Origin of the sequence: Algirhabdus cladophorae (assembly GCF_044772865.1) — a bacterium.
Taxonomy (GTDB): domain Bacteria; phylum Pseudomonadota; class Alphaproteobacteria; order Rhodobacterales; family Rhodobacteraceae; genus Algirhabdus; species Algirhabdus cladophorae.
In genome coordinates this window covers 1,089,682-1,105,516 of sequence record NZ_CP173029.1, presented here as the reverse complement: position 1 = coordinate 1,105,516, position 15,835 = coordinate 1,089,682, and the positions used below count along the sequence as shown (strand labels likewise).

Sequence of the window (15,835 nt, the reverse complement as noted above, 5' to 3'; positions counted from 1 at the left end):
AGGGAGCAAGCGCATGGAAGGTTTCACCATTATCGACGGGGTGGTGGCGATTGTCATCATCGTCTCGGCGCTCTTGGCCTATTCGCGCGGTTTCGTGCGCGAAGCCTTGTCCATTGTGGGCTGGATTGGGGCCGCCGTGTTGGCGTTCCTCTTTGCACCGCAGTTTGAACCGCTTGTGCGCGAGATCCCTGTTGTGGGCGACTATATCGGTGACAGTTGCGAGCTGAGCATTATCGGGGCCTTTGCCGCCGTTTTTGCCATTGCTTTGGTGGTGATGTCGATTTTCACGCCTTTGTTCTCTTCCCTTGTGCAGCGCTCGGTTTTGGGCGGGCTGGATCAGGGGATCGGATTCCTCTTTGGCGTGCTGCGCGGCATTTTGTTGGTGGCGGTGGCTTTCTTTGTCTACGACGTGGTCCTGACCTCGCAAAACGTCGAAATGGTCGACAATTCGCGCTCTGCCAAAGTGTTTGGGCAGATGACTGGCAACATCGAAAACCGCGATCCTGAGCAGGCGCTCAGCTGGATTACCACACAATACGAGCAATTGGTGGGCAGCTGTGGCGCAGCCGAGTAATCCTGCGTCAATTGTACCCAAACAATTGTGATAGTTTCGTGACAGTTGGGCGTTAACGTTCTACACGTTGGCCTGACTGCAACTATTGGATTCGGAGCTGCCCCGTTGTCCCACGTTATGCCGCCTGCCCATCCCTTTGATGATGATAAATTAAAAGAGGAATGCGGCATCTTTGGTGTCGTTGGCGTCGCAGACGCTGCTAATTTCGTAGCCCTTGGATTGCACGCCCTGCAACACCGCGGCCAAGAAGCCGGCGGGATCGTGGTCCACGACAGCGATGCAGGTTTCAACTCTGCCCGTCGTTTTGGCTATGTCCGCGATAACTTTACGTCGCACAAAGTCATGGAAACCCTGCCCGGCCCTATCGGGATCGGCCATGTGCGGTATTCCACAGCAGGCACAAAAGGCGCCACAGCGATCCGCGACGTACAGCCCTTCTTTGGCGAATTTGCTATGGGTGGCGCGGCCATTGCCCATAACGGCAACATCACCAATGCCGACTCCCTGCGCAAAGAACTGATCGAACGCGGCTCGATCTTTCAATCGTCCTCGGACAGCGAATGTATCATCCACCTTATGGCCCGCTCCATGCAGCGCAATATTCCCGACCGGATGGAAGACGCCCTGCGCCGTGTTGAGGGGGCTTTTTCCGTCGTGGCCATGACCCGCACCAAACTGATCGGTGTGCGTGACCCATTGGGTGTACGTCCTCTGGTTCTGGGCAAGCTGGGCGATGGCTATGCGCTGAGTTCTGAGACCTGTGCGCTAGACATCGTCGGAGCCGAGTTTGTGCGCGAGATTAAACCGGGCGAAATGGTGGTTATCACCGAAAAGGGTGTCGAAAGCCATTTCCCCTTCCGCCCTGCCAAGTCTCGCTTTTGCATCTTTGAACATGTCTATTTTAGCCGCCCGGATAGCATCCTTGGCGGTCGTTCTGTCTATGAGACACGCGAAAACATTGGTCGCGAGTTGGCCAAGGAAAACCCGGTTGAGGCCGATTTGGTCTGCCCCGTGCCTGACAGCGGCACCCCTGCGGCCATCGGCTATTCGTTGGAAAGTGGCATTCCCTATGCCATGGGCATCATCCGCAACCAGTATATGGGCCGGACGTTCATTGAGCCGACCGAGCAGATCCGCAACATGGGGGTCCGCCTAAAGCTGAACGTCAACCGCGCCCTGATCCGTGGAAAACGCGTGATTTTGGTAGATGACAGCGTGGTGCGCGGCACCACCAGCCGCAAAATCAAAGAGATGATTTTGGATGCAGGGGCTGCAGAGGTGCATTTCCGCATTGCCTCGCCGCCCACAGCTTGGCCCTGCTTTTACGGTGTGGACACGCCCCAGCGCGAGAAATTGCTAGCAGCAACCATGTCCGAGGACGAGATGCGTGATCATCTTGGTGTAGACAGCCTCAAGTTTATCTCGCTCGACGGGCTTTATCGCGCTGTGGGCGAGGCCAAAGGCCGTGATCCCTCAGCCCCGGCCTATTGCGACGCATGTTTTTCCGGTGAGTACCCGGTCGAACCTGCGGATATGCTGGACAAAGGCTTTAAAATGAAGACCGCCGCTGAATAAGCCAACGTCCAACACCTCAGACAAAGAAAAAGGCCGCCTCTGGGAAACAGGGGCGGCCTTTGAATTTCTTTGGCAGGGGCGGTTAGCCCTTGCGGGATTTCAGCGCAGCCCAGCCGCCTGTGACCAACATCGCAGCGATCACGGTTTTGATGATGTCACCTAAGATGAAGGGGGATACCCAGTAGGTCCAGATTGTATCAGCGCTGCTGCCAACCCATTTGGCCTCGATCCCAAAGGTGCCTGCGATATACATGGGCCATGCGACGCCAAGCACATAGATCGCGGCAGACAGGATCAAACCAACGATTGTGACCGGCAGAAAGGTTTTGATGCCACGATCAGAGGCAACGCCAGCGGCCCAGCCCATAAAGATAAAGCTGTAGATAAAGCCAGCCGTTGGACCAATCAGGGCCGCAGCCGCCATACCGTTTGAAAATACTGGCAGGCCCATGGCGCCCATGCCGACATATGTCAGCATCGAGGCCAGCGCCAAACGTCCACCCAAGGTGAAGCCCACCATCAAAATCGCCAGAGTTTGCAGCGAAATCGGCACGGGGTAGCCAATGCTGAGTTGGGCTGCAATTGCGATCAGGATCGCACCACCCAAGGCAAGACCCACTTTTTTGATCAGGCTGTCTTGGCCTAGAAATGCGTGTGAAAGTGTTGCTGTTGTCGCCATGATGAACTGTCCCTTATTCGTGGCTAAAGTTCTGCCTTTTCTTTGAGGTTTGCCGGGAAAAGTCAAGCATCGGTGCTTGCCAATCACGCGATAGGTGGCCAAATGGGGACCATGGAGCAAACATCATCTAAAATCGCCCTTATCACTGGGGCCTCGCGCGGCTTGGGGGCTGCATTGGCCGAAGCTTTGGCGCCTGAATACCACATCGTGGCCGTGGGCCGCACTGTTGGCGCTTTGGAAGAGTTGGACGATCGCATTCGCGCCAAAGGCGGCGAGGCGACGCTGGCCCCCATGGACATCACTGTGGAGGCTGCCATGGCACAGCTCTGCCGGTCCATCTACGATCGCTGGGGCAAACTGGATTTATGGGCCCATACGGCCGTTCACGCAGCACCTTTGGCCCCTGCTGGCAGTCTGGCAGCGAAAGATTGGCAAAAGAGTGTGGACATCAATGTCTCGGCCGTGGGGCGTTTGATCCCGTTTATCGAGCCGCTCTTGTTGGTCTCTGAGGCTGGACAAGCGCTGTTTTTCGAAGATCCACAAGACGGCAAAAAGTTCTTTGGGGCCTACGGGGCCACTAAGGCCGCGCAAACGGCGCTTGCTCGTTCGTGGCAATCAGAAACCACCAAGACCGGGCCAAAAGTTCATATTGTCACACCAGATCCTATGCCTACATCCACACGGGCACGGTTTTATCCCGGTGAAGATCGTGCGCCCTTGGCCCATCCATCAGATCAGGCGGCATTAATCCTAAAGGGTTTGAAGTGATGCGAATATTGGTCACAAATGACGATGGGATCAACGCACCGGGCCTTGTTGTGCTGGAACAAATTGCCAAAGATCTCGCAGGACCAACAGGTCAGGTGTGGACCGTGGCCCCTGCATTTGAACAATCAGGCGTCGGCCATTGCATCAGCTATACCCGGCCAACTCTGATTTCGGAACATGGTCCGCGGCGCGTGGCCGTCGAAGGCTCACCGGCGGATTGTGTGCTGGCCGGAGTGCACCACGTGATGAAAGATACACCGCCCGATCTGGTGCTGTCTGGCGTCAATCGCGGCAACAACTCGGCGGAAAACACCCTCTATTCCGGCACCATTGGGGCGGCGATTGAGGCCGCTTTGCAAGGCGTGCGGGCCGTGGCACTGTCGCAATATTATGGGCCTGACAACCTGTCGCTTGAGAACCCGTTTGAAGCCTCTGCCGCCCGTGGCGCGGATGTGGTGCGCGGCCTTCTAGCCCATGGTTTTCCCGCCTCAGACACCTATCAGACCTTCTATAACGTGAATTTCCCCCCCTGCCCTGCACCTGCAGTCAAAGGCGTGCGTGTGACGACCCAAGGCTTTCGGCGTGGCACCAATTTCGGGGTCGAGCCGCACAAAGCCCCCTCTGGGCGTCAGTTTTTGTGGATCAAAGGTGGGCCGCAACACACGCCAACAGATGCAGGCACCGATGCCCATGCAAATCTCGCTGGATACGTATCGGTCACCCCAATGCGCGCGGACCTGACCGCACATGACCAGATGGCGGGCTTAAAAACCGCCTTAGACAGCGACTGACCCATGGACGCGCTGGCCACCCGTAAGATGCAATTTCTCTACGCATTGCGCAGCAAAGGCGTGACCGACACACGGGTTCTGACCGCAATGGAGCAAATCGACCGGGGCCACTTTGTCACCGGGCTGTTCGCGGATCGCGCATACGAGGACATGCCCCTGCCCATTGGCTGCGGCCAAACCATCAGCCAGCCTTCGGTTGTGGGCCTAATGAGCCAAGCTTTGGACATCCAGCCGCGCGACACGGTTTTGGAAGTGGGCACCGGATCGGGTTATCAGGCCGCAATTCTGTCGAAACTGGCACGGCGCGTCTACACAGTGGATCGTCACCGGCAATTGGTCCGCGAGGCGCGCACCATTTTTACAGATATGGATCTGACAAATATCACGGCCATCACAGGCGATGGATCCCACGGGCTGCCCGACCAAGCGCCCTTTGATCGCATCATTGTCACCGCTGCCTCCGAGGACCCCCCAGGTCCCCTCTTGGCGCAATTGAAAATCGGCGGTATTATGGTCGTACCGGTGGGCCAATCCGATGCGGTCCAAAGTTTGATCAAGGTGACCCGGCTTGAGGTTGGGTTTGACTATCACGAATTGCGAGCCGTTCGGTTCGTGCCCCTTCTGGAGGGGCTGGCAAAAGAGTAAAGGCAGAGCCCTAAGGGCCGCATATTGAGGATGACAGGCATGCCCACAGCAGTTTCGCAGGGATTTTTTTCGTGTTTTCAGACAGTTAAGCAAGGCAAAACTGCTTTGATCCTGCTTGCTGGTTTGGGGCTGGCAGGTTGCGCCCAGCCCTTTGACTTTGATCTGCGGGATCTGTCGACCAACGGTTTTGACACCACGCAAGCGGCCCGCAGTGCCACAGGGGCACGCCCCAAAGAGGACAATCGCGGCATCATTTCCTACCCCGGCTATCAAGTGGCTGTGGCCCGACGCGGCGACACAGTGGCCAGCCTGGCCAGCCGAATTGGCGCAGATCCCAGCGAATTGGCCCGCTATAACGGCATTCAAACCGGCGATAATTTGCGCATGGGCGAAATTATCGCCCTGCCAAAACGTGTGGCTGAACCCTCTGCCGCCACAGGGGCGATCCAATCGCCCAGTGTCGATGTCACAACCCTTGCCAGCGGCGCGATTGACAATGCTGAGGCCAATCAACCCACAGCCACCACATCACCCAGCGGCGTAGAACCTGTGCGTCACCGCGTCGAGCGGGGTGAAACAGCCTATTCCATCGCGCGGCTTTACGGCGTGCCTGTGCGGGCTTTGGCCGAATGGAACAGTCTAGACGCGCAACTGGATGTGCGCGAAGGGCAGTTCTTGTTGATCCCGGTTGTCACAGGCACCCCCGTTGCCGCCCCCGCGCCAACAGCCCCAGGCCAAGGATCAGCCACACCAACGCCCCCTTCAGCCACCAAAGCCCTGCCCGCCGAGGTGACAACCCCCACAGCGCAAGCGGCAGCCCAGAACGCAGAGGCGCCCGCCTCGCCAAACTTGGGCGCGCAGGCGACCAAACCTGCAGCCACATCTGGCGCACGCATGGTCTTTCCTGCCAGCGGCAACATCATTCGCGAATACAAAAAGGGCAGCAGTGACGAGATCACAATCGCCGCCCCTGCAGGATCAAACGTGGTCGCCGCCGATGGTGGCACCGTGGGGGCTGTGACCCGCAGCGCAGATCAAGTGGCCATTGTCGTGATCAAACACCCCGACAACTTGCTCAGCGTCTATATTGATGTAGCAGATGTCTCGGTCAAAAAAGGCGACACAGTGCGCCGGGGCCAAACCATCGCCAAAGTTGCGGCCAAGGACCCCAGCTTTATGCGCTTTGGGATCTATAAAGGCTCAGACAGCGTGAACCCCGCCCCTTATCTGAAGTAGGCTTTACGACCTCATACACATTCGTTTTAACTGTCAGCCTTTTGGGGCTGGCGCTATTTGCGCGCCCAGCAGCACCTAGCAGAGATCACCGGAGGATTGGCCCAGCAGAAAGATCAGGTAGGGCGCAAGGAACAAAATCCCCAAACTGGGCGCCAGCAGACCCACGGCGATACCCCGCCTTGAAAATCCGACGCAATCTTTGCAGCACAGGACCCTCCGCTTGATTGCTCCGATGCCGAAATGAACCCGATCCCTCAGACCATCGAGCAGATGCGATAGACCTATATGCCATATCCGGGTTTGGCCGTTGATCGTTATTGGACCGTCATCCAATTCAATGCAGCTCCGGCCCAGCTTTATGGTCAATCGGGGGTCACAATAGGCAACAGTTTGGTCGAACTGATGACATCTGATATCTCGCCAAATGTTATCGAAAACTGGCCCGAAGTGGCGCATCACGCTGCCAGACGGTTGCGACTGTACAACACAGCCCTTGGCGGCATCCCTCAATTTGACCACGCTAGCGCAAAGCTTAGTCAGGTCGAAGGTTGTGACCGCTTGGGATCCAGCCCCTTCATTCCAACCGTCTTCAACAACGGCGAATATAAGCTGTCGATGTTTGCGACACTCGCACAATTTGGAACGCCGGAAGACGCGTTGCGCGATGACCTCAAAATCGAGCGTTACTATTCAATGGACCCAAAGACGGCAGCGATATTCAAGGTCTTGGGACAGTAACAGCCCACAATCCACCGCCCTAAGGGTCCCTGCTCATCTGCCGCAGATGCGCTGAACAGATGCCACATCACGTTTTGCATAACGTCCAAGTGATCCCTGCGTGAGGCAATGATTTCAATGTGTTACGGGCCCCTCTCGCAGCCGTGAAATCCCGTTGGGTTGAACGTGATCAATGGCTTGAACCCTATGGCTGCGACACCTGACAGGGGTGTTGTTCAACATGGAGATTACAAATGACATTCATACTAAAAGCCAGCGTGCTCGGGGCCGCTCTGGCGCTGACCACAAGTGGTGCCCAGGCCGCATCTGTAAAAGTGACGATCGAAAACCTCAGCGAGGAAAACGGGCTATACCTAACCCCGCTGCTCAATGTGTTTCATGACGGCACCTATGCGGGCTTTACCGAAGGCCAAGCCGCCTCAACGCAACTCGAGGCCATCGCGGAAGAAGGCATGGTTGGCAGCGAGATCGATCGCGTCAACGCCCTGAACATTGGCGCGCAAACCGCAGTGGCGACAGGTCCTGCCGGCTTTGGCTCTATGCCCGGTCAGCCCCCTGTTTTGGACGCAGGCGAGGTCAGCAGCTTTACCATCGATCTGGACCCAACCAGCAACCGCTACTTTTCCTTTCTATCGATGGTGATTCCGTCCAACGACACGTTTATCGGCAACAGTAGTGCGACCGCCTATGAACTCTTTGACGGTGCGGGCTTGTTTACGGACCTTGCGACAATCTTTGTGGACATCGACGATGTTTGGGACGGCGGAACCGAGGAAAACGACGGTCAAGGCGCTGCGTTTTCTACGGCCGGTGGAACCGCCACAGACACCACGGGCACTGTATCAAGCGTCTCGTCGCTGGATTTCCTCTTTGGGCAGCCCACGGCGGCAGGATTTATTGTGGATGGTGCGGATGTTGGAACCCGCCTTGCCTCAATCAGCTTTAGCCAAGTGGCCCCAGTTCCATTGCCTGCAGGCATGCCCTTGCTGCTGGTAGGGCTTGGCGTCATGGGCCTTGCCCGCCGTCGCCAAAATCGTTCGTAACGAGTGCTAAAAACAGGTGCGCGGCAGGTTGTCTTGCCGCGCAACACTTAGGTCTGCAGCGTGATGCCTTTGCGGCCAGCAAGATCGGTGAAATACTGCCACGCGACACGGCCAGACCGGCTGCCCCGTGTGGCCTGCCATTCAATCGCTTCGGCGCGCATGACGTCAGGCTCAATCACCACACCGTAGGCGGTACAGTAGCCGTCAATCATCGCAAGATAGTCGTCTTGGCTGCACGGGTGGAACCCCAACCACAGCCCAAAGCGATCCGACAAGGACACTTTTTCCTCGACCGCCTCAGAAGGGTTAATCCCGCTGCTGCGTTCATTTTCAATCATATCGCGCGGCATCAAATGACGGCGGTTTGAAGTGGCATAAAGCACCACGTTTTCAGGACGGCCCTCAATCCCGCCGTCCAAAACCGCCTTGAGGGATTTGTAATGCTCATCATCATGGCCAAAACTCAGATCATCGCAAAACAACACAAACCGCGCCTTGGAACTACGCAAAAGCGTCAGCAAACGCCCCACAGATGGCAGATCTTCGCGCTGAAGCTCGACCACTTTCAAAGGGTATCCCTGCGCCACCACGGCCCCATGGATCGCTTTGACCAAAGATGATTTGCCCATGCCCCGCGCGCCCCACAACAGGGCATTGTTTGCAGGCATCCCTTGGGCAAATTGCAGCGTATTTTGCAGCAGTGTGTCGCGGGAGCGGCCAATGCCCACCAGCAGATCCAGATCCACACGGTTCACCCGGGCGACAGGGGCCAGACGGTCCGGGCCCGTATGCCAGACAAACGCATCAGCAACATCGAAATCAGGGGCATCCTGCGGCGGCGGGCTGATACGTTCCAGCGCCTGCGCGATCCGCACCATCGGGTCCGTGGTCACGTCTTGTCATCCTCATCGTCATCGCCTTCGGTGCCCGTTCCATGGATGTCTTCATCCCAAAGACCTTCGGCCCGCAACTTGCGTTCGCGACGGCGTTCCACGCCATTCACCAACCAAATAGACACTTCATAGAGGCCATAAACCACAACAAAAAGAATGACTTGCGTAATCACATCAGGCGGCGTGACCAACGCAGCCAATACCAAAATTCCAACAACCGCGTACTTGCGCACCGCCTTCAACCCGTCGGCTGAGACCAATCCAGCCTTACCCATCAAAGTCAGCAACACAGGCAATTGAAAGCAGAGGCCAAAGGCAAAGATAAACTTGAGCGAGACATCAAGCGACTCGCGCACAGACCCCAAGAACACTGTGCGGATCTCGTTGTCGTCTGTGACCCGCTCCTCCCCCGTGAGGATCGAGGTCAGCGCAGGGATCGCATCGGAAAACCCGATGAAAAAGTTCATCGCCAGCGGCGTCACGACGTAATGCGCGAAGGCAGCCCCAAGCAGGAACAAGCATGGCGAGGCCACAATAAACGGCAAGAACGCGTTTTGTTCAGATTTATAAAGGCCCGGCGCCACAAACCGCCACATCTGATAGGCAATCACTGGGAACGATAGACCCAGCCCCATGATGATCGAAATGCGGATCAACACAAAGAACTTTTCCTGAGGCGCGGTGAAGATCAGCTGCGGGTTTTCGCCCCGTTGCCGCAAGATATCTGCAATCGGCTCGGCCAGAAAATTCAGGATCGGTTCGGCAACCGTGAAACAGGCGACCATCGCCACCACAAAGGCCAGAACAGACCGGATCAACCGCGTGCGCAGTTCCGCCAGATGTTCAATCAGCGGGGCTGAACTGTCGTTGATTTGGTCCGTGTCGCTCATGCGCCATCTGCCTTTGGTTCTGCAGGCTTGGTGTCCGCAGATTTTGCTGTGACTTCCGCCAGTTCTGCTTCGGCTTTGTCGAGGGCCGCACGGGCCTCACGGGCGCGCTTGCCGGCTTCGGCTTCGGCTGTCTTTTGATGAATTTTGCGTGACGCCTCGGCACGTTCTTGTGCCAGTTTCGCGGTCTCGGCCCCCATCGCCTTTTGGCTGGTGTGGTGCTTTTCCTCGGAACGGCCGGCAGGATCCCAGTTTTCAAACGCCGTGGCCGCATCATTAAGCTTGTCTAAGCCCATGTTGCGCGGATTGGCGATGTTGTTGAGATCTTTGGCCACGTCTTTGACACCCGCGCTATCGGCGGCTTGATCCATCGCTTTGGAAAATTCCCGCGCCATGCCCTTGGCCTTGCCGGTAAACCGACCAAGCGTGCGAAACATCACCGGCAGATCTTTGGGGCCGACCACGATCAGGGCCACAACGCCCACAACCATCAATTCACCCCAGCCTAAACCAAACATTCAAAGTCCTCTCAGGACAAAAGGGGCGTCTTATGCTTTATCTTTTTCCGCGTCAGGCGTGACGTCTTTGGCCACTTCAGCGGCTTCTTGATCCAACTCGTCGGTGCCTTCTTTGATACCCTTCTTGAACGAGGTGATGCCTTTGCCCACTTCGCCCATCAGGCTTGATACTTTGCCCCGTCCGAACAGAACCAACACCACAACGGCGATCAGCAGAAAACCCATAGGGCCAATATTGTTCAACATTGTCAGTCTCCTTGGCGCGACCAGCCGCGCGTCATGCTACATCCGCTGTGATAGGGCCAATGCCGCAGGTGCAAAAGGCAAAAAACCCGTGATTAACCACGTTTTGGACTGGTGCAGGTGTTATTTGTGACACTATCCTGTCAGTTGACAGTTTTTTGTCAGTAAGCAGCATTTTAGACGCCCAAACAGAGGGGAATCAGCCCATGAAGCGCGCCGACCGATTGATCGAATTGGTGCAATTGATGCGCGGGGATCGTTTGACCCGCGCCGAAGACCTCGCAGAACGTTTGCAGGTTTCGGTGCGCACTGTGTATCGCGACATGGATACGCTCATGGCCTCGGGTATTCCCATCGAGGGCACGCGCGGTTTGGGCTATTCTATCACGGCACAGATCACCCTTCCCCCTTTGAACCTGACCAAAACCGAACTGGAGGCGCTCCATCTGGGCATGTCTATCGTAGGCGAGGCTGCAGACGATGAACTCAAAGAAGCCGCCGCCAGCCTATCGGCCAAGATCGACGCCGTCCTGCCAGAGGATCGACAAGCCGCCCCCACGGGTTGGGGTTTTGCCATTTATCCCTTTGCGGATGCTGCCAAGGGGTTCCAGTTTATGCCCAATATCCGCAGCGCGATCCGGTCGCGGCAAAAACTGGATTTGCTCTATAAAACCCTCGAAAGCGAAACCCTGCCCCGCACCGTTCGTCCGCTACAATTGGAATACTGGGGCCGGGTGTGGACTGTGACGGTTTGGTGCGAGATGCGGGACGATTTCGAAGTACTGCGTGTCGACCGCATCGAAAAACTCAGCATTCTACCCCAGCTTTTCGTGGATGAACCGGGAAAGACCTTGGCGGACTTTAACGATCCAACTTAGTGTGGCCTATCTTTGCAAGGCCCTCTATGCCGGGCGCGTCTTTGAATGATTAAACACAAAACACCGGTCGCGCCGGATCATTAACCACAGCGCCGTACCCGCCTTTGGCAAGAAAACCGACGGAATAGTGGCCTTCATCACAGAGCCATCAAAATCCATCCGAAATTCCACCAGACTTTCGTTGCCCATAAACCGGGCGCGCTCCACCACGCCGCGTGCGGGTGTGCCATCTTGCGGCGTGGGATTGGGGCCACGACCATGACGATCAAAGTCGATTTTAATGTGCTGAGGCCGGATCACGATATCGACCTTGGTGCCATCGGGAACACCCGGCGCGAGGAACTGACCAAAGGCCGTATCGGTCAACGCCCCATGAACAGTCCCCGTTATCACGTTGATATCGCTGAAAAATGCTGCCGCCTGCTTGTCTGCGGGGGCGTTGTAGACATTATAGGGCGCCCCTTGCTGGATAATTTGACCATCGCGCATCAGGGCGATTTCATCGGCCATGCGCATGGCCTCTTCCGGCTCGTGGGTGACCAGCAAAACGGCCGCGCCCTCTTCCTTTAACACTTCCAACGTCTCGTCGCGGATCCCGTCACGCAACCGATTGTCTAGGCCCGAAAACGGCTCGTCCATCAACATAATCTTAGGGCGCGGGGCCAAGGATCGCGCAAGGGCCACGCGCTGTTGCTCACCACCCGACAGTTGATGAGGATAGTCCTTGGCGTGATGCATCAGCCCCATCCGCTTTAGCAGGGCCAGCACCCGTTGGCGTTTGTCCGCTTTGGATCCACTGACCCCAAAACCCACGTTTTGGGCCACGTTCAGGTGCGGAAAAAGGGCGAAATCCTGAAACATCAGGCCTATGGATCGCGCCTCGGGTGGTACGGTCGAAGCGCCATCACAAATCAGCTGCCCATCCACATAGACCTCACCCTGATCTTGGTGATCGACCCCTGCAATCAATCGCAGGGTCGTGGATTTACCACAGCCCGACGGCCCCAAAAGGCAGGTCACTTGCCCCGGCTGCACAGTGAGCGAGACATCATTCACCACAGCGCGCCCTTCATAAAAGCGGCTCAGGTTTTTGATCTGTAGACGTGGCTCAGGACGTATGTCGGGACGTGGCTCAGGCATCAACGGGTTCCAAGTATCTGATCAAAACAATCAGAAATCACCGTTCCTTAGCAATGCCAGCCCCTAGCAGCAAGGGGCCTCATCATCAGATGCGGCAAATGGCGACGACGCACCGCAGCCTTCAAACACACCGTAGTGGGTGTCGAAATCTCCAATGAACTCAAAGTGATCCTTGAACCGCGTGTCGTGCAACATCATCCACGTGTTGCCGCAAACAGGGAAAACTTTGCCCGTGGCGCAATGATGATGGTCATCCAAATCAAACCCATGGGGCGCGTTTTCGATGCTACCTTTGTAGATCACAGCCTGCCCGTAATCCTCACATTCCGGTTCCAACTGGTCCAGTTTGAACAAGCGGTAAGTGGTCGATTGGAACGACAGAGGCTTGACCCGTTCCTCAAGCACGGGGTTTTCGATGGTCAAAGGCCGCGTGGTGACCATGCGCGGATCCAGAAAGCCAACGTCGCGCGCGATCCGGTCAAAGTCACCCCAATAGAGCGCCCCAGACAGACATTCACCATAAAGCACTTCGTCCTCAGCCATTGCACGGGGCACGCGGCGGTCGGCGTAAACATCGGAAAAATACATCTCGCCACCGGGTTTCAGCAGATCAAAGGCGCCCTTCAGAACAGCCTTTTTATCCGTGGCCAGATTGACCACGCAATTTGAGACGATGATGTCAAAACTGCCCAGATCCAACGGCAAATCACCCAAAGTTTCGATGAACCCTTTATAGAATGCCGTGTTGGGCTTGGCGTAGCCAAACTGCTTGGCGTGGTAGTCTTGGTGTGACGTGGCCACGGCCAATTGTTCGTCGGTCATATCAACCCCAACCACAAACCCGTCTTCGCCAACCAGCGCGCTAAGGGCATACACATCGCGCCCCGCGCCACAGCCAAGGTCCAGAATACGCGCCCCTTTGAGACCCAGAGGGGCAATCAAACCGCAGCCATAATAACGGATCAGAACCTCATCATGCAGCTGGCTGAGCACGTCTTTGACGTATTGCGGCATCTCGGCGGGGGTGCAGCACGCGTTGGTTTGCAAATCATCGGAGGATTGCAAAACCTTGCCGTAGTACTCTTGGACATTCTCATGCTTCATGGGGGATTCCTCTATTGCGTTGCTTTGGTGCTAGAGCGCGATCATTACGCTGGCAATTTCAAAGCGACACAATCACGCCGACGTGAGATCAAAATCGACGCTGGCGCGGATGCGGCCATTGACCTGCACATGCAATCGGTGCGCCCCGGGATAAAGGCGAAAGGTCGTGGCGCCACCTTTGAACAGATGGGCTTTGGTCAGGACAAGAGGCTGATCCGGCACCACAACGGCCTGTTTCAGCTTGAACACTTTTGGCGCTGTCTTGCCATTTGATTTCATGAAATCAATGACATAATCGACAAGCACTGGCGTCTTGGTCGAGGCAGACAGCGAAAAACTGATCTGCGCTTTTTGATCAATCGCCACAGGGCTGGGCGTGATGGTCAAGTCACTGACCACGACATCAGCATCTGGTTTGTATCCCAAAATTTCCAAAGCGCGCGGATGCCCCGCCTTGATCAAACTGCGCAGGGCATGGCGGGTCATATAATCCAGTTCCTTGGGCGTTTGGTGGCTGGCCTTTTGCCACGCCTCCAGACGATCCATTACCAGATCAGGGTTGGTTTTGGTGATGTCATTCAGGTGATTGGCCACGGACCGCGTCACATAGCGGGCACGATCCCCGTGCAAGCGATCCAAAATCGGCAAAGGGGCCTCTACAGCCAGCCCGATCCCCTGCCCCCATGGCAGTTTTGGGCGACTGCCCTCGCTGGCCAATCGGCGCACGTGGCTGCTGGGATGCATGGCCCAATCTTCCATCCGGGCCAGCGTCGCATCCGGCCAGCGGTTCAGAACCGCACGGATAGGAAACTCCATAGTGAACCGCTGTGTCAGGGCCTCCAGCATATCCAAAACCGGGCGCGCCGGGCCGTCCAATCCGGCACGCACCACCACCTCGCCCAAGGGCCAAAAGATGAAATCACCGAAATCATCATCCAGACTGTTGGGATCCAAAGGTGGCGGCAAGGCCTTTTCAATCGCTGTAAAAAGGGCCTCTACATCACGTGGAAGGACTTCGGCCAAGCAGTCGGCAATCCATTCAGCCCGCGCCTTGAGTTCAAGATCCAACAGCTGCGACATGACCTGCTTGGTAAAAGCCTCAGCTGGAAAACTGGGATCAGCTGCATGAAAAAGCCCCTCTAAATAGCGGATCTTTTCCAAATTAAACAACTCGTCCTTTAGCGAATATTTCTCTGCCATATCAGGGGCCTACATGGTGATATTCGTGCCACCACCATCCATCAGAATATTCTGCCCCACAATAAAGCCCGCATGTTGGGAACACAAAAACGCGCAGGCCGCGCCAAATTCAGATCGCGTCCCATAACGCCGCGCGGGGATTGTGGCGGCCCGTTGCGCGCGCGCCTCGTCCAGGGTGATGCCTTGGGCCGCAACCACGCCGCCATCCAGCGCATCAGCGCGGTCCGTGGCATGAATCCCCGGTAGCAGGTTGTTGATTGTCACGCCAGATCCCGCCACCTGCCGCGCAGTGCCCGCCACATAACCGGTCAGGCCCGTACGTGCTGCATTCGACAGACCCAGCTGCGGGATCGGCGCGCGAACGGATTGCGAAGTGATATTAACCACCCGTCCCCATCCACGATCCATCATCGCAGGCAGGCTGGCTTTCATCAGGGCAATCGGTGTCAACATGTTGGCATCAAGGGCTGCGATGAAATCCTCGCGATCCCAATCCGACCACAAACCGGGGGGCGGGCCACCTGCATTGTTGACCAAGATATCCACCTGATCCGCAGCCGCCATGGCCTCGGCCTGCCCATCGGCAGTGGTGATATCGCAGGCAACCGTTTTCACCGTCACGTTAAATTCTGAACGAACTGCATCGGCGGCGGCCAACAACGTCTCGGACGTACGCCCGTTCATCACAAGGTTCACACCAGCCGCAGCCAAAGCCTCGGCACAGCCTAATCCCAGCCCCTTGGACGAGGCACACACCAATGCTGTTTTGCCCGAGATCCCTAAATCCATGCGCTTTTCTCCCCTGCTTGGTTCCTTTGATCTCGCGCACTCTGCCCAGACTGTGAAGAAATAACAATGGCGCTAAAATTCCCTTCCGTTGACGTTAACCTGCCCAAATTCTATGTAACTCAGACGCAGTGATC

The 15,835-nt window shown here is 56.6% G+C and carries 18 protein-coding genes; 9 read left to right on the top strand and 9 right to left on the bottom strand.

Translation table 11 applies throughout. From position 1 onward, the window contains the following. Nucleotides 1-13: 13 nt before the first annotated feature. Both ACIRQ6_RS05390 and purF read left to right on the top strand, forming a co-directional pair. Complete coding sequence (locus tag ACIRQ6_RS05390) at nt 14-574, top strand: CvpA family protein (protein ID WP_420863112.1); 561 nt, start codon at nt 14-16, stop codon at nt 572-574. A 117-nt stretch (nt 575-691) separates the two neighbouring features. After that, entirely contained in the window at nt 692-2,149 is a 1,458-nt protein-coding gene (gene purF, locus ACIRQ6_RS05385; RefSeq protein WP_420863858.1) for an amidophosphoribosyltransferase, read from the top strand. 82 nt (nt 2,150-2,231) lie between these two features. Here purF and ACIRQ6_RS05380 read toward each other — a convergent pair whose 3' ends face one another. Continuing rightward, nucleotides 2,232-2,828: a biotin transporter BioY gene (locus tag ACIRQ6_RS05380; RefSeq protein WP_420863111.1), complete on the bottom strand. Its 597-nt coding sequence runs from the start codon at nt 2,826-2,828 to the stop codon at nt 2,232-2,234. A 111-nt stretch (nt 2,829-2,939) separates the two neighbouring features. Between ACIRQ6_RS05380 and ACIRQ6_RS05375 the strand changes: the two genes are divergently transcribed. The 6 genes from ACIRQ6_RS05375 to ACIRQ6_RS05350 all read left to right on the top strand — a co-directional run bounded on the left by ACIRQ6_RS05375 (nt 2,940) and on the right by ACIRQ6_RS05350 (nt 8,049). Next, complete coding sequence (locus ACIRQ6_RS05375; RefSeq protein WP_420863110.1) at nt 2,940-3,596, top strand: SDR family NAD(P)-dependent oxidoreductase; 657 nt, start codon at nt 2,940-2,942, stop codon at nt 3,594-3,596. After that, the gene (surE, locus tag ACIRQ6_RS05370; RefSeq protein ID WP_420863109.1) at nt 3,596-4,387 is read left to right on the top strand and encodes a 5'/3'-nucleotidase SurE; all 792 of its coding nucleotides are present in this window, start codon (nt 3,596-3,598) and stop codon (nt 4,385-4,387) included. The genes ACIRQ6_RS05375 and surE overlap by 1 nt, the downstream gene beginning before the upstream one ends. Nucleotides 4,388-4,390: 3 nt before the next feature. Next, nucleotides 4,391-5,032, top strand: coding sequence for a protein-L-isoaspartate(D-aspartate) O-methyltransferase (locus ACIRQ6_RS05365; RefSeq protein WP_420863108.1), 642 nt, complete (start codon nt 4,391-4,393; stop codon nt 5,030-5,032). A gap of 39 nt (nt 5,033-5,071) precedes the next feature. After that, a complete protein-coding gene (locus tag ACIRQ6_RS05360) occupies nt 5,072-6,268 on the top strand; it encodes a LysM peptidoglycan-binding domain-containing protein (protein ID WP_420863107.1) in 1,197 nt (398 codons plus the stop codon). Between the two features lie 285 nt (nt 6,269-6,553). Continuing rightward, nucleotides 6,554-7,006 carry a hypothetical protein gene (locus ACIRQ6_RS05355; RefSeq protein WP_420863106.1) on the top strand — a complete coding sequence of 151 codons (453 nt, stop codon included), beginning with the start codon at nt 6,554-6,556 and terminating at the stop codon, nt 7,004-7,006. Nucleotides 7,007-7,239: 233 nt separating this feature from the next. Further along, nucleotides 7,240-8,049 carry a spondin domain-containing protein gene (locus ACIRQ6_RS05350; protein WP_420863105.1) on the top strand — a complete coding sequence of 270 codons (810 nt, stop codon included), beginning with the start codon at nt 7,240-7,242 and terminating at the stop codon, nt 8,047-8,049. A 47-nt stretch (nt 8,050-8,096) separates the two neighbouring features. Here ACIRQ6_RS05350 and ACIRQ6_RS05345 read toward each other — a convergent pair whose 3' ends face one another. The 4 genes from ACIRQ6_RS05345 to ACIRQ6_RS05330 are packed head-to-tail and all read right to left on the bottom strand — an operon-like array spanning nt 8,097 to nt 10,593. Further along, a complete protein-coding gene (locus ACIRQ6_RS05345; protein WP_420863857.1) occupies nt 8,097-8,927 on the bottom strand; it encodes an ATP-binding protein in 831 nt (276 codons plus the stop codon). Nucleotides 8,928-8,938: 11 nt separating this feature from the next. Then, nucleotides 8,939-9,832, bottom strand: a complete 894-nt coding sequence (tatC, locus tag ACIRQ6_RS05340) for a twin-arginine translocase subunit TatC (protein ID WP_420863104.1) — start codon at nt 9,830-9,832, stop codon at nt 8,939-8,941. Then, the gene (gene tatB / locus ACIRQ6_RS05335) at nt 9,829-10,347 is read right to left on the bottom strand and encodes a Sec-independent protein translocase protein TatB (protein ID WP_420863103.1); all 519 of its coding nucleotides are present in this window, start codon (nt 10,345-10,347) and stop codon (nt 9,829-9,831) included. The genes tatC and tatB overlap by 4 nt, the downstream gene beginning before the upstream one ends. Before the next feature lie 30 nt (nt 10,348-10,377). Next, entirely contained in the window at nt 10,378-10,593 is a 216-nt protein-coding gene (locus tag ACIRQ6_RS05330; RefSeq protein WP_420863102.1) for a twin-arginine translocase TatA/TatE family subunit, read from the bottom strand. Between the two features lie 203 nt (nt 10,594-10,796). Here ACIRQ6_RS05330 and ACIRQ6_RS05325 point away from each other — a divergent pair, with 203 nt between their 5' ends. After that, nucleotides 10,797-11,468, top strand: a complete 672-nt coding sequence (locus ACIRQ6_RS05325) for a helix-turn-helix transcriptional regulator (RefSeq protein ID WP_420863101.1) — start codon at nt 10,797-10,799, stop codon at nt 11,466-11,468. 24 nt (nt 11,469-11,492) lie between these two features. Here the strand turns inward: ACIRQ6_RS05325 and ACIRQ6_RS05320 are convergent, their stop codons facing one another. From ACIRQ6_RS05320 to ACIRQ6_RS05305, 4 genes are all read right to left on the bottom strand, one after another. Further along, nucleotides 11,493-12,608: an ABC transporter ATP-binding protein gene (locus ACIRQ6_RS05320; protein WP_420863100.1), complete on the bottom strand. Its 1,116-nt coding sequence runs from the start codon at nt 12,606-12,608 to the stop codon at nt 11,493-11,495. A gap of 63 nt (nt 12,609-12,671) precedes the next feature. Continuing rightward, the gene (locus ACIRQ6_RS05315) at nt 12,672-13,712 is read right to left on the bottom strand and encodes a methyltransferase domain-containing protein (RefSeq protein ID WP_420863099.1); all 1,041 of its coding nucleotides are present in this window, start codon (nt 13,710-13,712) and stop codon (nt 12,672-12,674) included. A gap of 72 nt (nt 13,713-13,784) precedes the next feature. Next, nucleotides 13,785-14,912: a hypothetical protein gene (locus ACIRQ6_RS05310; protein WP_420863098.1), complete on the bottom strand. Its 1,128-nt coding sequence runs from the start codon at nt 14,910-14,912 to the stop codon at nt 13,785-13,787. Nucleotides 14,913-14,921: 9 nt separating this feature from the next. Continuing rightward, on the bottom strand, nt 14,922-15,701 hold the full coding sequence (locus ACIRQ6_RS05305; protein WP_420863097.1) for an SDR family oxidoreductase: 780 nt from the start codon (nt 15,699-15,701) through the stop codon (nt 14,922-14,924). Nucleotides 15,702-15,835 lie beyond the last annotated feature (134 nt).

Excerpts from the sequence above, each read along its gene's own strand:
- ACIRQ6_RS05390 (WP_420863112.1), top strand. The coding sequence starts at position 14 with ATGGAAGGTTTCACCATTATCGACGGGGTGGTGGCGATTGTCATCATC.
- purF (WP_420863858.1), top strand. The coding sequence starts at position 692 with ATGCCGCCTGCCCATCCCTTTGATGATGATAAATTAAAAGAGGAATGC.
- ACIRQ6_RS05380 (WP_420863111.1), bottom strand. The coding sequence starts at position 2,828 with ATGGCGACAACAGCAACACTTTCACACGCATTTCTAGGCCAAGACAGC.
- ACIRQ6_RS05375 (WP_420863110.1), top strand. The coding sequence starts at position 2,940 with ATGGAGCAAACATCATCTAAAATCGCCCTTATCACTGGGGCCTCGCGC.
- surE (WP_420863109.1), top strand. The coding sequence starts at position 3,596 with ATGCGAATATTGGTCACAAATGACGATGGGATCAACGCACCGGGCCTT.
- ACIRQ6_RS05365 (WP_420863108.1), top strand. The coding sequence starts at position 4,391 with ATGGACGCGCTGGCCACCCGTAAGATGCAATTTCTCTACGCATTGCGC.
- ACIRQ6_RS05360 (WP_420863107.1), top strand. The coding sequence starts at position 5,072 with ATGCCCACAGCAGTTTCGCAGGGATTTTTTTCGTGTTTTCAGACAGTT.
- ACIRQ6_RS05355 (WP_420863106.1), top strand. The coding sequence starts at position 6,554 with ATGCCATATCCGGGTTTGGCCGTTGATCGTTATTGGACCGTCATCCAA.
- ACIRQ6_RS05350 (WP_420863105.1), top strand. The coding sequence starts at position 7,240 with ATGACATTCATACTAAAAGCCAGCGTGCTCGGGGCCGCTCTGGCGCTG.
- ACIRQ6_RS05345 (WP_420863857.1), bottom strand. The coding sequence starts at position 8,927 with ATGGTGCGGATCGCGCAGGCGCTGGAACGTATCAGCCCGCCGCCGCAG.
- tatC (WP_420863104.1), bottom strand. The coding sequence starts at position 9,832 with ATGAGCGACACGGACCAAATCAACGACAGTTCAGCCCCGCTGATTGAA.
- tatB (WP_420863103.1), bottom strand. The coding sequence starts at position 10,347 with ATGTTTGGTTTAGGCTGGGGTGAATTGATGGTTGTGGGCGTTGTGGCC.
- ACIRQ6_RS05330 (WP_420863102.1), bottom strand. The coding sequence starts at position 10,593 with ATGTTGAACAATATTGGCCCTATGGGTTTTCTGCTGATCGCCGTTGTG.
- ACIRQ6_RS05325 (WP_420863101.1), top strand. The coding sequence starts at position 10,797 with ATGAAGCGCGCCGACCGATTGATCGAATTGGTGCAATTGATGCGCGGG.
- ACIRQ6_RS05320 (WP_420863100.1), bottom strand. The coding sequence starts at position 12,608 with ATGCCTGAGCCACGTCCCGACATACGTCCTGAGCCACGTCTACAGATC.
- ACIRQ6_RS05315 (WP_420863099.1), bottom strand. The coding sequence starts at position 13,712 with ATGAAGCATGAGAATGTCCAAGAGTACTACGGCAAGGTTTTGCAATCC.
- ACIRQ6_RS05310 (WP_420863098.1), bottom strand. The coding sequence starts at position 14,912 with ATGGCAGAGAAATATTCGCTAAAGGACGAGTTGTTTAATTTGGAAAAG.
- ACIRQ6_RS05305 (WP_420863097.1), bottom strand. The coding sequence starts at position 15,701 with ATGGATTTAGGGATCTCGGGCAAAACAGCATTGGTGTGTGCCTCGTCC.